General features: G+C 74.0%; 14 protein-coding genes. 3 read left to right on the top strand and 11 right to left on the bottom strand.

The annotated features are described in order from the left end of the window. Positions 1–4: 4 nt before the first annotated feature. Together AMK16_RS09750 and AMK16_RS09755 are read right to left on the bottom strand one after the other, a co-directional pair. Positions 5–1,693: a TerD family protein gene (locus AMK16_RS09750; RefSeq protein WP_073911888.1), complete on the bottom strand. Its 1,689-nt coding sequence runs from the start codon at positions 1,691–1,693 to the stop codon at positions 5–7. Positions 1,694–1,821: 128 nt separating this feature from the next. Continuing rightward, the gene (locus tag AMK16_RS09755; RefSeq protein WP_073913521.1) at positions 1,822–2,418 is read right to left on the bottom strand and encodes a M48 metallopeptidase family protein; all 597 of its coding nucleotides are present in this window, start codon (positions 2,416–2,418) and stop codon (positions 1,822–1,824) included. 177 nt (positions 2,419–2,595) lie between these two features. Here AMK16_RS09755 and AMK16_RS09760 point away from each other — a divergent pair, with 177 nt between their 5' ends. After that, positions 2,596–3,753: a ThiF family adenylyltransferase gene (locus AMK16_RS09760; protein ID WP_073913524.1), complete on the top strand. Its 1,158-nt coding sequence runs from the start codon at positions 2,596–2,598 to the stop codon at positions 3,751–3,753. 74 nt (positions 3,754–3,827) lie between these two features. Continuing rightward, positions 3,828–5,156: an ABC1 kinase family protein gene (locus AMK16_RS09765; RefSeq protein WP_073911891.1), complete on the top strand. Its 1,329-nt coding sequence runs from the start codon at positions 3,828–3,830 to the stop codon at positions 5,154–5,156. Between the two features lie 83 nt (positions 5,157–5,239). Here AMK16_RS09765 and AMK16_RS09770 read toward each other — a convergent pair whose 3' ends face one another. The 5 genes from AMK16_RS09770 to AMK16_RS09790 form a co-directional block, all read right to left on the bottom strand. Beyond that, on the bottom strand, positions 5,240–5,446 hold the full coding sequence (locus AMK16_RS09770; RefSeq protein ID WP_073911895.1) for a hypothetical protein: 207 nt from the start codon (positions 5,444–5,446) through the stop codon (positions 5,240–5,242). A gap of 101 nt (positions 5,447–5,547) precedes the next feature. Next, positions 5,548–5,877 (bottom strand): hypothetical protein, encoded by a 330-nt coding sequence (locus tag AMK16_RS09775; RefSeq protein ID WP_073911898.1) that lies wholly within the window; start codon positions 5,875–5,877, stop codon positions 5,548–5,550. Then, positions 5,874–6,245, bottom strand: a complete 372-nt coding sequence (locus tag AMK16_RS09780) for a WhiB family transcriptional regulator (protein ID WP_073911902.1) — start codon at positions 6,243–6,245, stop codon at positions 5,874–5,876. The genes AMK16_RS09775 and AMK16_RS09780 overlap by 4 nt, the downstream gene beginning before the upstream one ends. A gap of 194 nt (positions 6,246–6,439) precedes the next feature. Beyond that, the gene (locus tag AMK16_RS09785) at positions 6,440–6,766 is read right to left on the bottom strand and encodes a hypothetical protein (RefSeq protein ID WP_073913527.1); all 327 of its coding nucleotides are present in this window, start codon (positions 6,764–6,766) and stop codon (positions 6,440–6,442) included. A gap of 179 nt (positions 6,767–6,945) precedes the next feature. Then, complete coding sequence (locus tag AMK16_RS09790) at positions 6,946–9,111, bottom strand: ATP-dependent DNA helicase UvrD2 (protein ID WP_199885395.1); 2,166 nt, start codon at positions 9,109–9,111, stop codon at positions 6,946–6,948. Positions 9,112–9,291: 180 nt separating this feature from the next. Here AMK16_RS09790 and AMK16_RS09795 point away from each other — a divergent pair, with 180 nt between their 5' ends. Further along, positions 9,292–9,552: a glutaredoxin family protein gene (locus AMK16_RS09795; RefSeq protein ID WP_073911909.1), complete on the top strand. Its 261-nt coding sequence runs from the start codon at positions 9,292–9,294 to the stop codon at positions 9,550–9,552. A gap of 129 nt (positions 9,553–9,681) precedes the next feature. Here AMK16_RS09795 and nudC read toward each other — a convergent pair whose 3' ends face one another. The 4 genes from nudC to AMK16_RS09815 form a co-directional block, all read right to left on the bottom strand. Then, the gene (gene nudC, locus AMK16_RS09800) at positions 9,682–10,623 is read right to left on the bottom strand and encodes an NAD(+) diphosphatase (protein ID WP_073911913.1); all 942 of its coding nucleotides are present in this window, start codon (positions 10,621–10,623) and stop codon (positions 9,682–9,684) included. Positions 10,624–10,801: 178 nt separating this feature from the next. Beyond that, on the bottom strand, positions 10,802–12,211 hold the full coding sequence (locus AMK16_RS09805; protein WP_073913531.1) for a dipeptidase: 1,410 nt from the start codon (positions 12,209–12,211) through the stop codon (positions 10,802–10,804). A 10-nt stretch (positions 12,212–12,221) separates the two neighbouring features. Then, entirely contained in the window at positions 12,222–15,968 is a 3,747-nt protein-coding gene (locus tag AMK16_RS09810) for an ATP-dependent DNA helicase (protein WP_073911917.1), read from the bottom strand. Between the two features lie 125 nt (positions 15,969–16,093). Next, positions 16,094–19,540: an ATP-dependent helicase gene (locus AMK16_RS09815; RefSeq protein WP_073911920.1), complete on the bottom strand. Its 3,447-nt coding sequence runs from the start codon at positions 19,538–19,540 to the stop codon at positions 16,094–16,096. Positions 19,541–19,621 lie beyond the last annotated feature (81 nt).

Here is a 19,621-nt window from a genome sequence, read left to right on the forward strand (position 1 = left end):
TCCCTCAGACCTCGTACGGCTGGACGACGATGAAGTTGCCGGGAGCGCCGCGGAACTGGAGGTTCACGGTCTCCCCGCTGTGGCCGGGGTAGGCGTTGCGCCGGAGCCGGACCTGACTGGAGATGATCACCTGCGAGGCGGCCGACCACGCCACGATGGCGTTGCTGTCCGCGAAGGTGGTCGGGGTGACGGGGAGGACGACCGGGACGCCGTGCGTCTTGACGATCACCGTGCCGGACCCCTGGAACTGCATGGTGAACAGGGCGCCGCCGGGAATGCCGTGGCCCTCGATGCGCCGGACCTCGTGCTGGAGCGACTCGTCGAAGGCGAGGACGCTCTCGGCGGAGACGCAGATGCCGTCGCCCTGGAGCTCGATGGCGTGCAGGTGGGCACCGTTCTCGGCGAGGAAGACCTGACCGCGCCCGGTGCAGCGCATGAGCTGCATCTCCTGGCCGGTGGCGTTGCCGACGATGCGGCCGGCGAAGCCCGCGCCCTTGTAGCTGAAGTCGACCTTGCCCTGGTAGAGGACCATGCTGCCCTGGCGGGCGAGGACGGCCTGGCCGCCCATCGACAGGTCCACGCGCATGAGCTGCTGGTTCTGCGGGGTCCAGCGGGCGCCGGTGGGGGCTTCCTTGTACGGCTGGAGGGCGGCGGCGAGACCGGCCCCGGCGGCGGGGACGGCCTGTGGGGCGTGGCCGGCCTGCGGGCCCGGGTACGGTCCGGGCGCCGGCTGGTACTGGCCGGGCGGCTGGGCCGGGTACGGGCCGGACGGCTGGCCCGGGTGCTGGCCGGGCGCCTGGGCCGGCACGTACCCGTGGCCCGGCTGCTGCCCGTAGGGCGCGGGAGCCGGGGCGGGTGGCGGGACCTGGCCGTAGGAGGGCTGCTGCGGCTGTCCGTACGGCGCGGGGGCGGGCGGGGCGAGCGGCGCGGCCATGGTGGGAGCGCTGTGCTGCGGGTACGCGTGGGGCTGCGGGGCGGGCGGCGCCGCCGGGCCGCCGAAGGAGGGCGCGGGAGCCGGGGCGGGAGGGGGCTGCGGGGCCGGAACCGCGGCGGGGGCCTGTGCCGGGGCGCCGAAGGAGGGTGCCGGGGCGGGGGCCTGCGGGGGCGGGGCGAAGCCGGGGGCGGCGCCGGACTGGGCCGGAGCCTGCTGCTGCGGCTGCTCCTCCTCGGCGACCTCGCCGCCGAAGTTCTCCAGCAGCGCGGCGAGCCCGCCGTCGAAGCCCTGGCCGACGGCCGCGAAGCGCCAGACGTCCTTGAGGTAGAAGTCGCCGAGCATCACGGCCCGCTCGGTGGTGAACTCCGCGCCGGTGAAGGCGTACCGCACGACCTCTTCGCCGCCCGCCACGATCCGGATGTGGCCGGGGCCGATCTGCGACATCTGGCCCGCGCCGTCGATGGTGGCGGTGAAGGACAGTTTGTGGATGGAGGCGGGAATGCGGTCCAGGGTCACCCGGAAGGATTCGGTGTCGCCGGCCTGCGCCCCCAGCAGCTGGATGGACTCCTCGGGCGACTTGGGCTGGTTGAAGAAGACGAAGTAGCGGTCGTCCGACAGCTGCTCGTTCGCGTCGAGGCCGAAGCAGCTGATGTCGAAGGCGAGTCCGGGCCCTGCGATCTGGACACCCACATACAGATCGGTGCCGGCCGTGAGATCACTGATCTTGGCCTTGTGGCCCCGTTGGAATTCCCTGGCCATACGTGAGACCGTCCCCCATCCCGACTGTGAATGCGTGCCGCTCAGGCTAACGGCAACCGCCGACATCGGGCCAAGTCGGTACCGACCCGGTACATATCACCGTGCGTGACGCGGCGGGTGGGGAACCGCTATTCCCCGGCCGGGTCCGGCACCTTGGGAAGGCGCTCGGCGGCGACCACTCCCTCCAGGTATCCACGGGCCCGCTCGGTGCGGGGGTACGCCTCCAGCAGCTCCCAGAAACGGGGGCCGTGGCCGGGCACGAGCAGGTGCGCCAGCTCGTGCAGGAGCACGTAGTCCACGACGTACTCGGGCATCCCCTGGAGCCGGTGCGAGAGGCGGATGCTGCCCTCGGCCGGGGTGCAGGAACCCCAGCGGGTGTTCTGGTTGGTGACCCAGCGCACCGAGCGGGGGCGGGCGCGGCCGGTGAAGTACTGCTCGGACAAACGCTCGGCGCGTTCGGTCAGTTCCGCGTCCCCGAGGGTGCGCTTGCTCTCCTGCGCGGCCAGTTTGTCGAGCATGACGCCCACCCAGCGCCGCTCCTCCGCCTCCGACATCCGGGCAGGGATCAGGACGACCGTACGGTCACCCTCGCGGTAGGCGGATACGGTCCTGCGGCGGCGCGCGCTCCGGCGTACTTCGACGGCGCGCTGCGATGGGTCGGCGGACACGCCACGACGGTACCGGGTGGCCGCGGCGGAAGTCCCGCCCGTCCGGGCTTCGAACATGATCGATTCGCAGCACGTCATCACTCCATCTCCTTTCTTCATCTCATATGCCTGATACACCGCGCCTGTGGACAAATTCCGGCACGCGATCCGGCGGACGGGCAGTGTTGCCGAGGAAGCCGGATTCGGGCGGCGCGAGCCGGTCCGGACATGCGCGTGACTGCGAGGGGGATGGACATGTATCCGAAAGTGAAGCCGGCCCTGGCCCGGGCCTGGCGGGATCTGCAGACGGTGCAGTTCGGGGTGACGCCCGCCCATGCGGTGGTGCTCGGACCCGTCGACACGGCGACGGGGGCGCTGATCGACAGGATCGACGGGACGCGCGGGATGGACCTGCTGCGGGCCGAGGCATCGGCGATGGGCATGCCGGACGGCCTGGCCGATGAGCTGGTCCGGCGGCTGGCGGGGGCCGGCCTGCTCGACGACGCCACCGCGGGCGGGCCGCAGGCCCAGGCCGTGCGCGCCCGGCCGGAGTCCCTGGAGCGGCTGGGGCCCGATCTGGGCTCCCTCTCCCTGGTCCACCGCGAGCCGGGCGGGGACTTACGGGGTCTCGCCGCGCGCCGGGCCCTGCGGGTCCAGGTGCGCGGGAGCGGCCGGGTGGGGGCGGTGATCGCGGCGGTCCTGGCGGGAGCCGGCGTCGGCGGGGTGGAGGTGCTCGACGGGGGCCGGGCGGAGCCGGGGGACGTGGCACCGGGCGGGCTGGATTCCGGGAGCGTGGGGCGGCTGCGGGCCGAGGCCGCCGGGCGGCTGGTGCGCGAGGCGGCCCCGGGGCGCGCCCCGCGGGCAAGGGAGGGCGGGGGGCCCGAACGGGGGCCCGAACCGGGGCTCGCGCTGGTGGTGGTCGCGCCCCGGGACGGGCTGCACGCCTGGGCGCCGGATCCGGACACCGCGGCCGGCTGGGTCGCGACCGGCATCCCGCACCTTTACGCGGGGGTGCTGGAGGGCACCGGGCTGGTGGGTCCGCTGGTGCTGCCGGGTGCGACGGCGTGCGCGGGGTGCATGGAGCGCGAGCGGGTGGAGCTGGATCCCGCCTGGCCCAGGATGCTGGTGCAGTGGCGCTCGGCACACCGCCGCCGGGCGGGCGCCGCCTGCGATCTCGGGCTGTCGACGGCGGTGGCCGGCCTCGCCGCGGCGCATGCGCTGTCCTTCCTCGACGGGGAGCTGCCCGCTTCCACCGGGGCGCGCTGGGAGGCGGCCCTGCCCGGGCTGCACTGGGAGGGCGCCCCGGTAGGGCCCCACCACGACTGCCCTTGCGGCGCCGCGGGGTCGTCGCGTCCAGCGGCACTGGAGCGGGTGGGGGGAGGATCGGGCACGGGTCCGCCGGACGGGCCATGACAGGATGCTCGGGGTCCGAGGGGTCTTCGTGAACCGCCGCCGACGGCGCTGCTGTCTGGGAATTGGAGGGGTGTATGTCTGATCTTCCCCGGAAGGCGGTCACCCGAACCGTCAAGCTGGCCGCACTGCCGCTCGGCTTCGCAGGCCGGGCGACGTGGGGTCTGGGCAAGCGGATCGGCGGCAAGTCCGCGGAGATCGTCGCGCGCGAACTCCAGCACCGCACTGCCGAGCAGCTGTTCCGGACGCTCGGGGAGCTGAAGGGCGGCGCCATGAAGTTCGGGCAGGCCCTGTCGGTCTTCGAGTCGGCCCTGCCCGAGGAGGTCGCGGGCCCCTACCGGGCGGCGCTGACCAAGCTCCAGGAAGCGGCTCCCCCGCTGCCCTCCGCGACGGTGCACCAGGTGCTGGCGGAGCGGCTCGGTGCGCACTGGCGGGAGTTGTTCGAGGAGTTCGAGGACAGGCCGGCCGCGGCGGCATCGATCGGGCAGGTGCACCGGGCGGTGTGGCATGACGGCCGCGCGGTGGCCGTCAAGGTCCAGTACCCGGGAGCCGGTGAGGCGCTGCTGTCCGACCTCAAGCAGCTGGCCCGGTTCGCGGGGCTGCTGGGCCCGCTCATACCGGGCATGGAGATCAAGCCGCTGATCAAGGAGTTGCGCGACCGGGTGGCGGAGGAGCTCGACTACGAGCTGGAGGCCGGGGCCCAGCGCCGGCACGCGGAGGCGTTCGCGGGCGACCCGGATGTCGTCGTCCCGGATGTGGTGCACCAGGGCGACCAGGTGCTGGTGACCGAGTGGATGGAGGGGACCCCGCTGTCGGAGGTGATAGCGGACGGCACGCAGGAGGAACGCGACCGCGCCGGTCAGCTGCTGGCCCGGTTCCTTTTCTCGGGGCCGGCCCGCACCGGGCTGCTGCACGCCGATCCGCACCCGGGCAACTTCCGGCTCATATCGGGGCCCGAGGGCCGCACGCGGCTGGGCGTGCTGGACTTCGGCACCGTCGACCGGCTGCCCGGCGGCTGGCCGGAGCCGATCGGCAGGTCGCTGCGGATGACGCTCGACGGGGACGCCGAAGGGATGTACGGACACCTGCGCGCCGAGGGGTTCGTGAAGGAGTCCATCGAACTGGACCCCGACGCGGTGCTGGACTACCTGGAACCGATCATCGAGCCCGCTGTGGCCGAGGAGTTCACCTTCACCCGGCCGTGGCTGCGCGGCCAGGCGGCCCGGATCGCCGATCCCCGCTCCCCCGCACACCAGTTGGGGCGCCAGATCAATCTGCCGCCGTCCTACCTGCTGATCCACCGGGTCACGCTGAGCACCATCGGAGTGCTGTGCCAGCTTGGCGCGACCGTGCGGCTGCGTGACGAACTGCACGCCTGGCTGCCGGGATTCGCCTCCGCGGAGTGACGCGGCGACGGACCGGCGTTACGGGCCCGGCGTTACGGGCCGGGCGTCACGGGCCGGGCGTCACGGGCCGGGGGCGGCCCCGGTCACCACCAGGAGGAGTCGAGCCTGCCCTCGATCGCCCGGATGTTGGCCCGGGCGCAGTCGTGGCAGAAGTAGTGCCTGCTGCCGTTTTCCATGGAGCAGGTCCAGGTGGGCGGGGCGCCGTCCGGCGACCGGGCACCGCAGCGCGTGCAGACGACGGGCTGGGCCTCGGATCCCGGCGGTGCGGGGTGGGGAGTCGGCTGGTCCACCTCCAGACGATATCCCCGTCCGGCGCGGACAGCGCGGCGCAACGCACCGGGGGAACCGGTCCGTTCGGACCGGTCCCCCCGGGACGTTGTTCTTTTACCGGTCAGTGCATGACGGCCATGGCCAGCGCACGCCGGGCGCGCAGGGAGACGCGCTCGGCTCGTCGCTGCATGCGGCGGGCGGCGACCAGGCGCAGGGCGTGACGCTCGGCGTCCACCTCACGCATGCGGTCGTCCATATGGGCACGGGCCAGGGCTTCTGGGATGAGTTGCATTTCGCGGGTCCTGTTCTGACGCGAGGTGATCGCGCCTGCGGTGATGAAGTCTGCGTGGGCGGCGCCGTGCGGCTGCTCGCTCGTGGAGTGCGGGGTCATGAGGGCCTGCTTCAGGGGGTCGTGCGTCAGGGGGCGGTCGATGGTTCCGTGCGCGGTCATGCCGTGACGACCGGGTTCTTGCGCGGACGGCCGCGCGGCCGCTTGCGGGCGACGACGACACCCTGGACGAAGAGCTCGCCACCCCAGACACCCCAGGGCTCGCGGCGCTCGACGGCCCCGGCGAGGCATGCCTCGACGAGGGGGCAGGTGCGGCAGAGCGACTTGGCGTATTCCACGTCGGCCGGGGACTCGGCGAAGAAGACCTCGGGGTCGAAGGTGCGGCATGGAACGGGGACGCCGAGGTTCTCGATGGCGTCGTCGAGCGCGGTCAGCGCGGTGAGCGGGGTCAAGGCGTGGTCCTCCGGGACTGCGGGCGGGGAGATCGTTCGGGTCTGCGGTACGGACGGGGCGTGCGCTTCGAGTTGCACGGTGGTTTCTTCCTCGTCTTGTTCGGCTAGTCGTTCCGGCCGGTCGGCCGGTCTCGGCTGGGCTGTGTTCTCGCACCGACTGGTTCTCTACAGTCCCGAGGCACCCTCGCCCGTCCCTGTTCGGGGACAAACAGAAGGGCCGCGGATCCCGGGTGGGGTTCCGCGGCCCTGAAGGCGCCGGCCTGATCATGCGATCAGGCTGGATCACTCCAGGGTTCGAGCCCACGGAAGGCCCACATCAGGTGGTGCTGCTGCTTCGTCTGCTTCGTCTGACGCTTGAATCCGGCACTGGCGGTACCGGCCGCGGCCGCGAAGCCATAGGCGCCATGCGCCTGGGCTTCAGCTGCCACTACTGCCACCGGTGCCACGGTCGGTCGCTCATTGCGCTCGCTGACCGGAAGGGTCGCCGACAGGGCGGGGCGGCCAGCGGAAATCGCGGACACACCGGTACCCGGGAAGGAGACGGAACCGAGCAGGCAGGAAGCGTCGACCGAGCGATCGGTCATTTTGGTGAAGGTCATGAAGCTGGCCACTGGTCTCGCCTCCTCTCGGCGTCTCGAGGACGGGGCCCGGAGGCCCGTCCCATGCGTATTCGGATAAGTACAGCACGGATCCAGGGCTTCGGAGAAGCCACCGTTTCCGTTGCTAAGAACCTATGGGGATTCGCTGGGCATGTGCAAACTATTTTTCCGACGAGTTTCTACGCGTCGTCAGACTCTTCGCCCCCGATGTTCCGACCTGCGCAGATGGCCAGGACATCGGCCCCGTACCGGTCGAGCTTGCGGCCGCCCACGCCGGAGATCATCGAGAGCTCGCCCTCCTCGGTCGGTGCCGCCTCCGCGATGGCCATCAGCGTCTTGTCCGTGAAGACGCAGTAGGCGGGCAGGCCCTGCTCCTTCGACTGCACCGCGCGCCACTCCCGCAGCCGCTCGTAGAGCCCTTCGTCCATGTCGGACGGGCAGTCCTCGCAGCGCATCAGCTTCAGCTCGCCGGCCTCGGTCAAAGTCTTGCCGCAGACCCGGCACAGCGAGGGACCGCGGCGGCCCCGCTTGCGGGCCGCACGCTCGCCCGCGAGGCCCGGCCCGCTCCCCGGGGCCAGGGAGCCCGGCCGCAGGCCGTTCAGGAAGCGGCTGGGGCGTCGGGAAGCCCGGCCGCCCGGGGCACGGGAGAGCGCCCAGGAGAGGGTCAGGTGCAGCCGCGCCCGGGTGACGCCGACATACAGCAGCCGGCGTTCCTCCTCGACCTGCTCGTCGGTCTTCGCGTAGGTGATCGGCATCATGCCGTCCGTCAGCCCGGCGAGGAACACGGCGTCCCATTCCAGGCCCTTCGCCGCGTGCAGCGAGGCGAGGGTGACTCCCTGGACGGTCGGGGCGTGCTGGGCGGCCTTGCGCTCGTCCAGTTCGACCGTGAGGTCGGCGAGGGTGGCTCCGGGGCGGGCCCGGGCGAAGTCCTCGGCGAGCCGCACCAGGGCGGCCAGTGACTCCCACTGGTCGCGCACCGCGCCGGAGCCGGCCGGCGGCTCATGGGACCAGCCGGTGGAGCTGAGCACGGCGCGGACCTGGGAGCCCAGCTCCACGACGTCGTCCAGCAGCGGGTCGTTGCCTCCGGAACGAGCAGCTCCGCGCAGCGCGAGGATGGCCTTCTGGACTTCCTGGCGCTCGAAGAACCGTTCGGCTCCGCGCAGCTGGTAGGGGACCCCGGCATCGGCGAGGGCCTGCTCGTAGACCTCGGACTGGGCGTTGATGCGGTAGAGCACGGCGATCTCGCCGGCCGGGACGCCCGCGGCGATCAGGTCCCGGATCCGTCCGGCCACGCCCTCGGCCTCGGCGGGCTCGTCCGGGTACTCGGCGTAGACCGGATCCGGGCCGGTCTCGCGCTGGGAGACCAGCTCCAGGCGGTGCTCGGCGGCCCGGCCACTGGCCTGGTTCAGCAGGCCGTTGGCGAGGTGGACGACTTGCGGGGTGGAGCGGTAGTCGCGGATCAGCTTGACCACGGTGGCCTGCGGGTAGCGGGTGCGGAAGTTCAGCAGGTGGTCCGGGGTGGCGCCGGTGAAGGAGTAGATCGTCTGGCTGGCGTCGCCGACGACGCAGAGGCTGTCGCGCTCGCCGAGCCACAGGTCCAGCAGTCGCTGCTGGAGGGGGCTGACGTCCTGGTACTCGTCGACGACGAAGTGCTGGTACTGGGCGCGGATCTGCTCGGCGATGTCGTGCCGGTCCTGGAGGATGCCGACGGTCAGGAGCAGCACGTCCTCGAAGTCGATCACGCCCCGGTCGCGCTTGAGCTGCTCGTACGTCCCGTAGATCTGGGCGATCTCGGCCAGGTCGCGGGGGGCCTCGCGACCGGACTTGAGGGCGGCCGCCGGATAGTCGGCGGGCACGGTCTGGGTGACCTTGGCCCACTCGATCTCGCCGGTCACATCGCGCAGCTCGCCCCGGTCGAGGCGGACGCGGCAGCGGGCGCCGGCCTCGGCGACGAACTGGATCTTGCGCTCCAGCAGGCGGGGTACGTCCCCGCCGACCGCCTTGGGCCAGAAGTACTGGAGCTGCCGCAGGGCGGCGGAGTGGAAGGTCCGGGCCTGGACCCCGCCCGCGCCGAGGCCGCGCAGGCGCCCGCGCATCTCCCCGGCGGCGCGGTTGGTGAAGGTGACGGCCAGCACACTGGCCGGCATGAGCTGCCCGGACTGGACGCCGTAGGCGATGCGGTGGGTGATCGCACGGGTCTTGCCGGTGCCGGCGCCCGCCAGCACGCACACCGGCCCGCGCAGGGTCGTCGCGACCTCGCGCTGCTCCGGGTCGAGGCCCAGGAGCACCGCATCGGCCGACTCGGCGGCGGCGGGGAAGGACGGGGAGTGCGTTGCTGCTGTCACCCCGCCATGCTGCCAGGTCCGGTGGGTCGGGCGGGAAAGCTGTCCACAGGGCTGCCGTATCCGTCGTACTTACGGGAATGGCCGGGCGGTCCCGTACGTTCGGATTACTCGGACCACCGAGGGCGCCGGGAACGCCCCGGGACGACCGGGGACACCCAGGACCACGAAGGAGAGCGCAGCATGCAGGACACGGGTTCCGTCACGATGTACAGCACGACCTGGTGCGGTTACTGCCGCCGGCTGAAGAGCCAGATGGACCGCGAGGGCATCGCGTACAACGAGATCAACATCGAGCTCGACCCGGAGTCCGCCGCGTTCGTGGAGAAGGCCAACGGCGGCAACCAGACGGTCCCCACCGTGCTCGTGAAGTCCCCCGCCGGCAACGAGTCCGTGATGACGAACCCGAGCCTTGCGCAGGTCAAGCAGGCCCTCGCCGTCTGAGCGCACTCCCCGTTCCGGGTGAGCGCCCGCCGGAAAGGCCCCCGCCCCGGCGGGGGCCTTCTGCTGTCCGGGACGACGGCCGCGGGGCGACCCGGCTGCGGCTGTGGGTGGGTGTGGGTGTGACGAACCTTACGCCGACGGCCGCGGCAGGGGTTCGCCGTACCAGAGCTCGACGAGCCGGGCCGCGATGGAGATGCCCGCCGGGGGCAGGACCTCGCCGGTCCTGATCGCCTCGCGCAGGTCCTCGCGGGAGAACCAGCGGGCTTCTTGGATCTCCTCGCCGTCCACCGTGATCTCGGAGGTCGTGGCGCGGGCCGTGAAGCCCAGCATCAGGCTGTAGGGGAAGGGCCACGGCTGGCTGGCCACGTACGCGACCTCGCCGACCCGCACGCCCGCCTCCTCCCAGACCTCCCGGACGACGGACTGCTCGATCGACTCCCCCGGCTCCACGAAGCCGGCCAGGGTCGAGAAGCGGCCCTCGGGCCAGTGCACCTGGCGGCCCAGCAGCGCCCGGTCCTGCTCGTCCGTGACCAGCATGATCACGGCCGGGTCGGTGCGCGGGTAGTGCTCGGCGCCGCAGCCCGGGCAGCGGCGGATGTGCCCGGCCGCCGCGACCACGGTGCGCTCGCCGCAGCGGGAGCAGAAGCGGTGCATGCGCTGCCAGTTCTCCAGCGCCACCGCGTGCACCATCAGCCCGGCGTCGCGCGGGGACAGCAGCATCCCGGCCTCGCGCAGGCCGGCGGGGCGGGCCGACTGGTCCATGCGGCCCGGCAGCGAGTCCTTCTGGAGGGCGAAGTACCGCACGCCGTCCTCGTCCGTGCCCAGGAAGTAGCGGTGCGTCTCGGTGACGGGGGCTTCGAAGGCCGGGGTCATCACGATGCCGGTGCCCCCGTCGGGGGTGTCGTCGACCAGGACCTGGCCGCCGGAGACGACGAAGACGCGGGTCGTCGGATGGCTCCAGGCGGCGGCCAGCCACGCCTCGTCGAGGCGGTGGTGCGCGGCGCGGTCGATTCCGCTGGGCGCGGCGAGCGAGATCGGGCGCTCGGTACGGGTGCTCACAGGTACTTCCAACTCCCCCGTTGGTTGGGACAAAACCGGGCTCGGCAAGGCGGGTGCGTACGGGCGCGCGGGGCGCGGGCGCCAGGTCTCTGGCGTCGGGGTGCCCCGGCGCCGGGGTCCGGCGTAGGGCGTGGCATCGGGCGGGTGGCATCGTGCCCGGCGCCGGGGTTCCGGCGCCGGGCCGGTGGTCTCAGGCGGGTGTGCGAGGGGCGGCGGCGGCCAGGTCGCCCCAGAGGTAGGCGACCGTCTCGACGCCCTTGAGGAGCAGGTCCAGCTCGACCTTCTCGTTCGGCGAGTGCCAGCCGTCGGACGGGACGGAGATGCCGAGGAAGAGCACGGGCGCGTCCAGCACGTCCTGGAGGTCCGCCGCCGGCCCGGAGCCGCCCTCGCGGGTGAAGCGGATCTTCTGGCCGAAGGCGCGGCCCATGGCCCGGACGACCGACTGCAGCGCCGGGTGGTCCAGCGGCGTCAGGCACGGGCGGGTCGGGGCGCCGAAGCGGATGGCGTGCCGGATGCCGTCCGGGATCCGTGCCGCGACCCAGTCCCGGACCGCCGCCTCGACCTCGTACGGGTCCTGCCCGGACACCAGGCGGAACGACAGCTTCAGGTGGGCGGAGGCGGGCACGATGGTCTTGCCGCCGGGGCCCTGGTAGCCGCCCGCGATGCCGTTGACCTCGGCCGTCGGGCGGGCCCAGACCCGCTCCAGGGTGGAGTACCCGGCCTCGCCGGAGGCCGCGTGGGACTTCGCCTTACGGAGCCACTCGGACTCGTCGAAGGGAAGCTCGGCGATCAGCGCCCGCTCCGCCCCGGTGAGCTCGGCGATGCCGTCGTAGAAGCCGGGGACGGTGACCCGCCCCTCGTCGTCGTGCAGGGCCGCGACCAGGCGGGCCGCGACGGTGGCCGGATTGGGCACCGCCCCGCCGAAGGCGCCGGAGTGGATGTCCTGGTCGGGGCCGTGGAAGTCGATCTCGCAGTCGGCCACGCCGCGCATGCCGGTGCATACGGTGGGGGTGGTCTCGGACCACATGCCGGTATCGGAGACGATCACGACGTCGGCGGCGAGTTCGGCGGCGCGGGACTCGACGAGCCCGCGGAAGTGGGGGGAGCCGGACTCCTCCTCGCCCTCCACGACGAGCTTGAGGTTCACGGCGGGGGCGGCGGCGCCGGTGGCCGCCAGGTGCGCCCGCACGCCCAGGGTGTGGAAGAAGACCTGACCCTTGTCGTCGGCGGCGCCGCGGCCGTACATCCGTCCGTCCTTGACGACCGGCTCGAAGGGGTCGGTGTGCCAGCCGTCGGCCATGGCGGCGGGCTGTACGTCGTGGTGCCCGTAGACCAGGACGGTGGGGGCCTGCGGGTCCTCGCTGGGCCAGTGCGCGAAGACGGCGGGCGCGCCGTCGGTCTCCCAGACCTCGGCGACCGGGAAGCCGGTCTCCTTGAGCTTCACGGCGAGCCATTCGGCGCTGCGGCGTACGTCGCCCGCGTGCTCGGGCTGGGCCGACACCGAGGGGATGCGCAGCCACTCGGCGAGGTCGTCGAGGAACGCGGCGCGGTGGGTGTCGATGTACGTACGGACGACGCTGTCCGGCGGGGTGTCGCTCATGCCCACGAGCCTATCCGTCCGCCTGCCGATCACCGCGGGTGCCCGATTCGCCTTGGAGGATCTGCTCAAGGCGGGCCCGGTCGGGGAGTCCGCGGGGGCGGATCACACGGCCGCTGCGGACGTGCAGGAAGGCCGCCTCGACCCGGTCGAGCGGGGTGCCGGTGGCTTCCGCCCAGGCGAGGCGGTAGACGGCGAGCTGGAGGGGATCGGCCTCGGTCGTGCGGCCGGTCTTCCAGTCGACGATCTCGTACGAACCGTCGCCGTTCTTGTACACGGCGTCGATCCGGCCCCGGATGACGCGGCCGGCGAGGGTCAGCTGGACCGGGGCCTCCATGCGGTGGGGCGGCCGGTCGGCGTACGGGCTGCGCTCGAAGGCGGCCTTGAGGGATTCGAGGTCGGCGGCGTCGGCGACCTCCTGGTCGGAGCCGGGCAGCTCGGTGGCGGGGTCGAGGACGTCGAGGAGCGGGAGGGGCAGCTCGTCGAAGCGGGACTCGACCCAGGCGTGGAAGCGGGTGCCCTGGCGGGCCGCGGGCTGCGGGGGCTTGGGCATGGGGCGGGCGAGGTCGCGTACGAAGCCCTGCTCGTCGGCGGCGAGCCGGAGCAGCTGGCTGGCGGAGAGGGCGGCCGGGAGCTCGACGTCGCGGACGGCCGCGCGGGCACGGCGCAGCTCGCCCTCCAGGGCTTCGAGGTCCCGGTCCCAGGAGGCGATGGCCCGGGCTTCCTCGGGCGTGAGCCGGGTGGCCCCGCCGGCGGGCGGGATGACGGCCGCAGGGGCGGTGTCCGGGGCTCGGTCCGTGCCCGGAGCTCCGCCGGGGGCCGGGGCTTCGACGGAGGCCGGGCCTCCACTGGCGGCCGGGGCTCCGTCCGTGCCCGGGGCTCCGCTGTGGTCTGGGGCTCCGCTGTGGTCTGGGGCCGCGCCGGGGGCCCGGTGCGCGGGGCCGTCTGCGGTCGGGCCGCGCCCGCCGGGGAGGGGCCCGGACGCGGATCGCGGCCACAGGTCGTCATCCCGTGCGGCGGCGGGCGCGCCGGGGTGCGCCGGTGCACCTCCCGCGCTTCCGGGCCCCGCGGGGAGCGCGGAGGGCTCCGGGCGGGCCGCTGCCGGGTGGCCGGCGGGGTCCGGGTCCCACGGGTCCCCCGGCCAGGGCTCGTCGTCGTAGGACGGCTCCTCGCAGTCCGGGGGCCACAGGTGGGGATCGTCGTGCTCCGGCGCCGCGGCGGGGGCCGGCGGCCCGGGTGCGTCCTGCGGACGCGGCGCGGCGCAGAGGTAGGACTCCACCAGGGCCGCCGCCCGGCGGCGCAGGGTCAGGCTGTGCGCATCCAGCGGGAGCGGCCAGGACAGGTCCTGGGCGGACGCGCCGGCCAGGGCCGGGTTCTCGGCATCGGGCGCGGGCTCGTCCGCCCATGCCTCGATCTCGCCGAACCCGGCCGCGCAGTGCCCGTACAGCTCGGTCAGGAAGGCGGAGGGGCCGCGGCGCTTCTTCTGGGTCGGGCCCCACCAGTGCCCCGAGGCCAGCAGCAGGGAGCGGGGCCGGGTGAAGGTGACGTAACCCAGGCGCAGCTCCTCGGTGGCCTTGTGCTCCTTGAGGGCGGCCTTGAAGGAGCGCAGGCCCGCCGAGGTCCAGGCCGGATCCGCCGGCAGGGTCGGGGCGTCGCCGCGCAGGGCGTAGGGCAGCACCTTCGCGTAGGAGGTCCAGGCTTCCGGGGCCTTTTCCTTCGGGAAGGACCCGGCGCACAGGTCGGGGACCACGACCACGTCCCACTCCAGCCCTTTGGACTTGTGGGCGGTGAGCACTTTGACCGTGTTCTCGCCGCCCGGCAGGGCATGGTCCAGGCCCTTCTCGTACTGGGCGGCCGTCCGCAGGAAACCGAGGAAGGCCAGCAGCGAGGCCTCGCCGTCCAGGGCGGCGAAGCCGGCGGCCACATCCATGAACCCGGACAGCGTCTCGCGGCGGCGGGCCGCCAGCGCGTGCGGGGAGGCGGACAGCTCCACCTCCAGCCCGGTCGCGGACAGCACCCGGTGCAGCACGTCCATCAGGGGATCGGCGAGCGAGCGCCGAAGGTCGCGCAGTTCCTGCGCGAGGTGCGCGAAGCGGATCCGGGCCTCGGCGGAGAAGGGCAGGTCGTCCGGGGCGTGGCCGGCGCCGTCGAGGAAGGTCTCCAGGGCGTCGGCCAGCGAGACGATCTCCGCCGGATCCACGCCCTCCACGGCCGCCGCCAGCCGCTCCTGCGGATCCGCGCCGGACGGCGCCCGGCCGACCAGGAGGCGGGCGCGGCGCCCCAGCAGGGCCAGGTCGCGCGCGCCGATCCGCCAGCGGGGGCCGATGAGGAGCCGGACCAGGGAGGCGTTGGCGCCCGGGTCCTGCAGTACTTCGCAGACGGCGACCAGGTCCGCGACCTCGGGCAGGTGCAGGAGCCCGGAGAGCCCGACGACCTCCACCGGCACCTCGCGCGCCACCAGGACGGACTGGATCCGCGCGAAGTCCGCGGCGGACCGGCACAGCACGGCGATCTCGCGGGGCTCGGTGCCCGTGCGGACCAGGTGCGCGACGGAGTCCGCGAGCCATTCCATTTCGTCGGCGTGCGTCTGGAGCAGGGCGCACCGGACGAGGCCGGCGCCCTCGGCGCCGGGCGCCGGGCGCAGGGCCTCCACTCCTTCGTGCAGGGCGCGCAGCGGGGCGGCGAGCCCGTTGGCCAGGTCGAGCAGCCGGCCGCCGCTGCGCCGGTTCTCGCTGAGGGAATAGCGGGTCGCGGGGGTCCCGTCGGCGTAAGGAAAGTGCTCGGGGAAGTCGTCCAGGTTGGCCACGGAGGCGCCGCGCCAGCCGTAGATGGCCTGGCAGGGGTCGCCGACGGCGGTGACGGCGTGCCCGCTGCCCGCGCCGAAGAGGCCGGAGAGCAGCAGCCGCTGCGCGACGGAGGTGTCCTGGTACTCGTCGAGCAGAACCACCCGGAACTCCTCGCGCAGCAGCGCCCCGACCTCTGGCCGGGTGGTGGCGAGCTGCGCGGAGAGGGCTATCTGGTCGCTGAAGTCGAAGAGGTCGCGGGAGCGTTTGGCGGCGCGGTAGCGCGCGACGAGCTCCAGCAGTTCCAGGCGGCCGCGCACGGCCTCGGGGACCTTGCGCAGGTCGTCGTTGGTGAGTCGGGCGTCGGCGAGCTCGCCGAGCAGCCCGGTGTCGTACGTGCGCAGCCGTGCGGGCTCCACCAGGTGCTCGGAGAGTTCGGCATCGAGCGCGAGGAGGTCGCTGACCAGGTCGGGGAGGGACTTGGTGAGCGAGGGGTAGGGGCCGGGGGCCTCGCGCAGCACCTTGGCGGCGAGCTGGAAGCGGGTGGCGTCGGCGAGCAGCCGGGAGCTGGGCTCCAGGCCGATGCGCAGCCCGTGGTCCTTCAGGAGCTGGCCGGCGAAGGCGTGGTAGGTCGAGATGCGGGGCTCGCCGCCGGCCGTCTCGGCCTCGGCGGGAGAGGGGTCCGGGTCGGTGATGCCGGCCCGCGCCAGCGCCTTGCGCACCCGCTCGGACAGCTCGCCGGCCGCCTTGTTGGTGAAGGTCAGGCCGAGGACCTGCTCGGGCGCGACCACGCCGGTGCCGACCAGCCAGACCACGCGGGCGGCCATGACGGTGGTCTTGCCGGATCCGGCTCCGGCGACGATGACCTGCGGGGCGGGCGGGGCGGTGACGCAGGCCAGCTGTTCGGGCGTGAAGGGGATGCCGAGGAGCTCCTTGAGCTGCTCGGCATCGGTGAGGACGGACGGACGCGCGGACACGTGAAAGAGGCTAGCCGCCCCCGCCGACAGTCCTGCCCGCCCGGCCACGCCCTCGGCCTCGGCGGGCTCGTGCGGCCGCCCACCCGCCGGGCCCGGCCGGCCGCCCTGCCGCTCGTCCGGTCCGTTCACTCGACGGTCTGGCGGCCTTCGGGGCGGGCGCTGCAGGAGCTGCGGAAGGAGCAGTGGTCGCAGTGCTTGCCGGTGGCGGGCGCGAAGCGCTCGTCCAGGACCCGGCCGGCGGCGGTGGCGAGCAGGTCGCCGACCCACTCGCCGTCCGCGCCGCCGGCGAGGGGCTCCTGCGCCTGGATCCTCGGGACCTCGTCGCCGCCGTCCTTCTTGGGGGCGCCCTGGCGGAGCTGGACGAGTTCGGCGCCGCCGGGCAGGGGGCGGGAGCCGTCGAAGACCTCGTCGACGGCTCCTTCGCGCACGGCGAGCTGGTAGACGGCGAGCTGGGGGTGGCGGGCGACCTCGTCCCTGGTGGGCGCGGCCTTGCCGGTCTTGAAGTCGACGACGTACGCACGCCCCTGCGGGTCCGCTTCGACCCGGTCCATGGAGCCCCGGATCCGGACGGTGTGCTCGCCCGCTTCGAGCGTGACGTCGAACTCGTGCTCCGTGGCCACGGCGGCCCGGCCCCCGCGGTCGGTGGTGTGCCAGCGCAGGAAGCGTTCCAGGGCGGCGCGGGCGTTCTCCTTCTCCTGCGCCGATTTCCAGGGCGCGTCGAAGGCGAGGGCGTCCCAGACGGAGTCGAGGCGTTCCATGAGGACGGCCAGGTCGGCGGGGGTGCGGCCGGAGGCGACCTCGTCGGCGAGGACGTGGACGACGTTGCCGAAGCCCTGGGCCGCGGTGGAGGGGGCGTCTGCCTTGACCTCGCGGCCGAGGAACCACTGGAGGGAGCAGGTGTTGGCGAGCTGGTCCAGGGCGCTGCCGGACAGGGCGACGGGCCGGTCCCGGTCGCGCAGCGGGACGGTGCTGCGGGTGGGCTCGTACAGACCCCACCAGCGCTGCGGGTGGGCGGCGGGGACCAGCGGGCGGTCCTCGTCGTCGCTGAGCGCGGCCAGGCGGGCGAGACGGCGGGCGGCCGCGTCGCGCAGGGCGGGCGAGGCCTCGGGGTCGACGGTGGTGGCGCGCAGTTCGGCGACCAGCGCGGGGACGGCGAGCGGGCGGCGGGGGCGGCCGGTGACGTCGCGCGGGGGGACGCCGAGCTCGGTGAGGAAGCGGGAGGGCTGGTCGCCGTCGTCGGCGGGGGCCTTGACGGCGGTGACGACGAGGCGGTCGCGGGCGCGGGTCGCGGCGACGTAGAAGAGCCGCCGCTCCTCTGCGAGGAGGGCGCCGGGGGTGAGGGGTTCGGCGAGGCCGTCGCGGCCGATGCGGTCGGCTTCCAGCAGGGAGCCGCGGCGGCGGAGGTCGGGCCACAGGCCCTCCTGGACGCCGGCGACGACGACGAGGGACCACTCCAGGCCCTTGGAGCGGTGGGCGGTCATCAGCCGGACCGCGTCGGAGCGGCCGGCGCGGGCCGTCAACGTGTCGGCGGCGATGTCCTCCGCTTCCAGTTGTTCGAGGAAGTTGAGGGCGCCGCGGCCTCCGGTGCGTTCTTCGGCGCGGGCGGCGGTGTCGAAGAGGGCGCAGACGGCGTCGAGGTCGCGGTCGGCGTTGCGGCCGGCCGCGCCGCCGCGCCGGGATGAGCGCTCCAGGCGCTGGGGCCAGGGGGTGCCGTCCCAGAGGGTCCACAGGGCCTCCTCGGCGGTGCCGCCGCCCTCCAGGAGTTCGCGGGCCTTGCGCAGGAGGAGGCCGAGGCGCTGGGCGCCGCGGGCGTAGGCGGGGTCGTGGGCGGTGAGCCGTTCCGGTTCGGCGAGGGCGCGGGCGAGCAGGACGTCGGAGGGCGCGGGCACCTTGACGCCGGCGGCGCGCTCCTCGTCGCGCAGCGCGCGGCCGAGGCGGCGGAGGTCGGCGGCGTCCATCCCGCCGAGCGGCGAACCGAGCAGGGCGAGGGCCGCCTCGACCCCGACCCACCCTTCGGCCCACCGGCCGGGGTCGGCAACGGCCTCGCCTGCCGGGTCGCCTGCGGCGGGCCCGGCCGGGTCGTCAGCGGCGGGCCCGGCCGGGTCGTCAGCGGCGGGCTCGGGGGCGTCGCCCGCGGGCTCGGCCAGAGCGTCTGCCGCGGACTCGGGCTCGGGCTCGGACTCGGGCTCGGACTCGGCGGCCGCCGGGGGGTGGGCCGTGGGGGGGAGGGCGGCCGTGGCGGTGGTGCGGAGGGCGGTGAGGAGGGGGGTGACGGCCGGTTCGTGGCGCAGGGGGATGTCCGCGCCGTCCGTCTCGGCCGGGACGCCCGCCTGGATCAGGGCGCGCCGCATCGCCGGCAGGGTACGGCCGCCGGCGCGGACCAGGACGGCCATGTCCTGCCAGGGCACGCCGTCCTCCAGGTGGGCCCGGCGCAGGATGTCGGCGATGTTGTCGAGCTCGGCGCCGGCCGTGGGGTACGTGAAGACCTCCACGCGCCCGCCCTCCCGCGTGGCCCGCAGGTCGCGGTGCGCCCGTACGGCCGCGGACGGCAGGCGCGGCACCGGCATGCGGGCCGTCAGGAGCCGGGTCGCGGCCAGCAGACCCGCGCCCGAGCGGCGGCCCGCCGTCAGGGCCGTGACCCGCGCGCCCGGGAAGGAGGACTCGAAGTCGAGGATGTTGTTGATGTCGGCGCCGCGGAAGGCGTAGATGGACTGGTCCGGGTCGCCGAAGGCGGCGAGCGTGCCGCCGGGTCCGTTCAGCGCCCGCAGCAGGCGCAGCTGGGAGGCGTCCGTGTCCTGGTACTCGTCCACGAAGATCGCGTCGTACGCGAGGGCCTGTGCCGGCGTGCGTTCCGCGAGCAGCACCGCCCGGTGGACGAGCTCGGCGTAGTCCAGGGTGCCCTGCATGTCCAGGACGTCCAGGTACTCGGCGAGGAAGGCCGCGGCCGCCTTCCAGTCCGGGCGGCCGGTCCGGGTCGCGAAGGAGTCGAGTGCGGAGGGTCCCAGGCCCAGTTCGCGGGCGCGGGCCAGGACCGCCCGGACCTCGTCGGCGAAGCCGCGCGTGGTCAGCGCGGCGCGCAGGTCGTCCGGCCAGCGGATGGAGCGGATCCGGCGCTGCCCCTCCAGGAGGGTGCGGACCATCACGTCCTGCTCCGGGCCGGACAGCAGCCGCAGCGGGTCGGCGAAGAGGTCGGTGTCCTGGTGGGCGCGCACCAGGCCGTAGCAGAAGGAGTGGAAGGTGGTGGCCTGCGGGGCCCGGGCGCCGCCCAGGCGCAGGGCGGTGCGGTCGCGCAGTTCGACGGCGGCCTTGCGGCTGAAGGTGAGGATGAGGATGCGTTCGGGATCGGCACCCGCCTCCACCCGGGCGGCGACGGCTTCGACCAGGGTGGTGGTCTTGCCGGTGCCCGGTCCGGCGAGGACCAGCAGAGGTCCGGCCGCGTGGTCAACCACCGCACGCTGGGCTGCGTCCAGCACAGGGGGATCCACCCGTTCCGGCCCGTTGCGCACGAGGCGGTACGCGTCAGTGGTCCGCGTACGCCGCCGTTCGGTGCGGTCGGAGGGAGAGGTGTTCACGTGAGCTGCCGGTCCTGGTGGGTCTGCGGGTGGTGCGGGGTCCTCGGGTGCCGCTGTGGCGGCCTCGGCCGGAGCCGAAGA

It is taken from the genome of Streptomyces sp. CB00455, assembly GCF_001905445.1.
Taxonomy (GTDB): Bacteria; Actinomycetota; Actinomycetes; order Streptomycetales; family Streptomycetaceae; genus Streptomyces.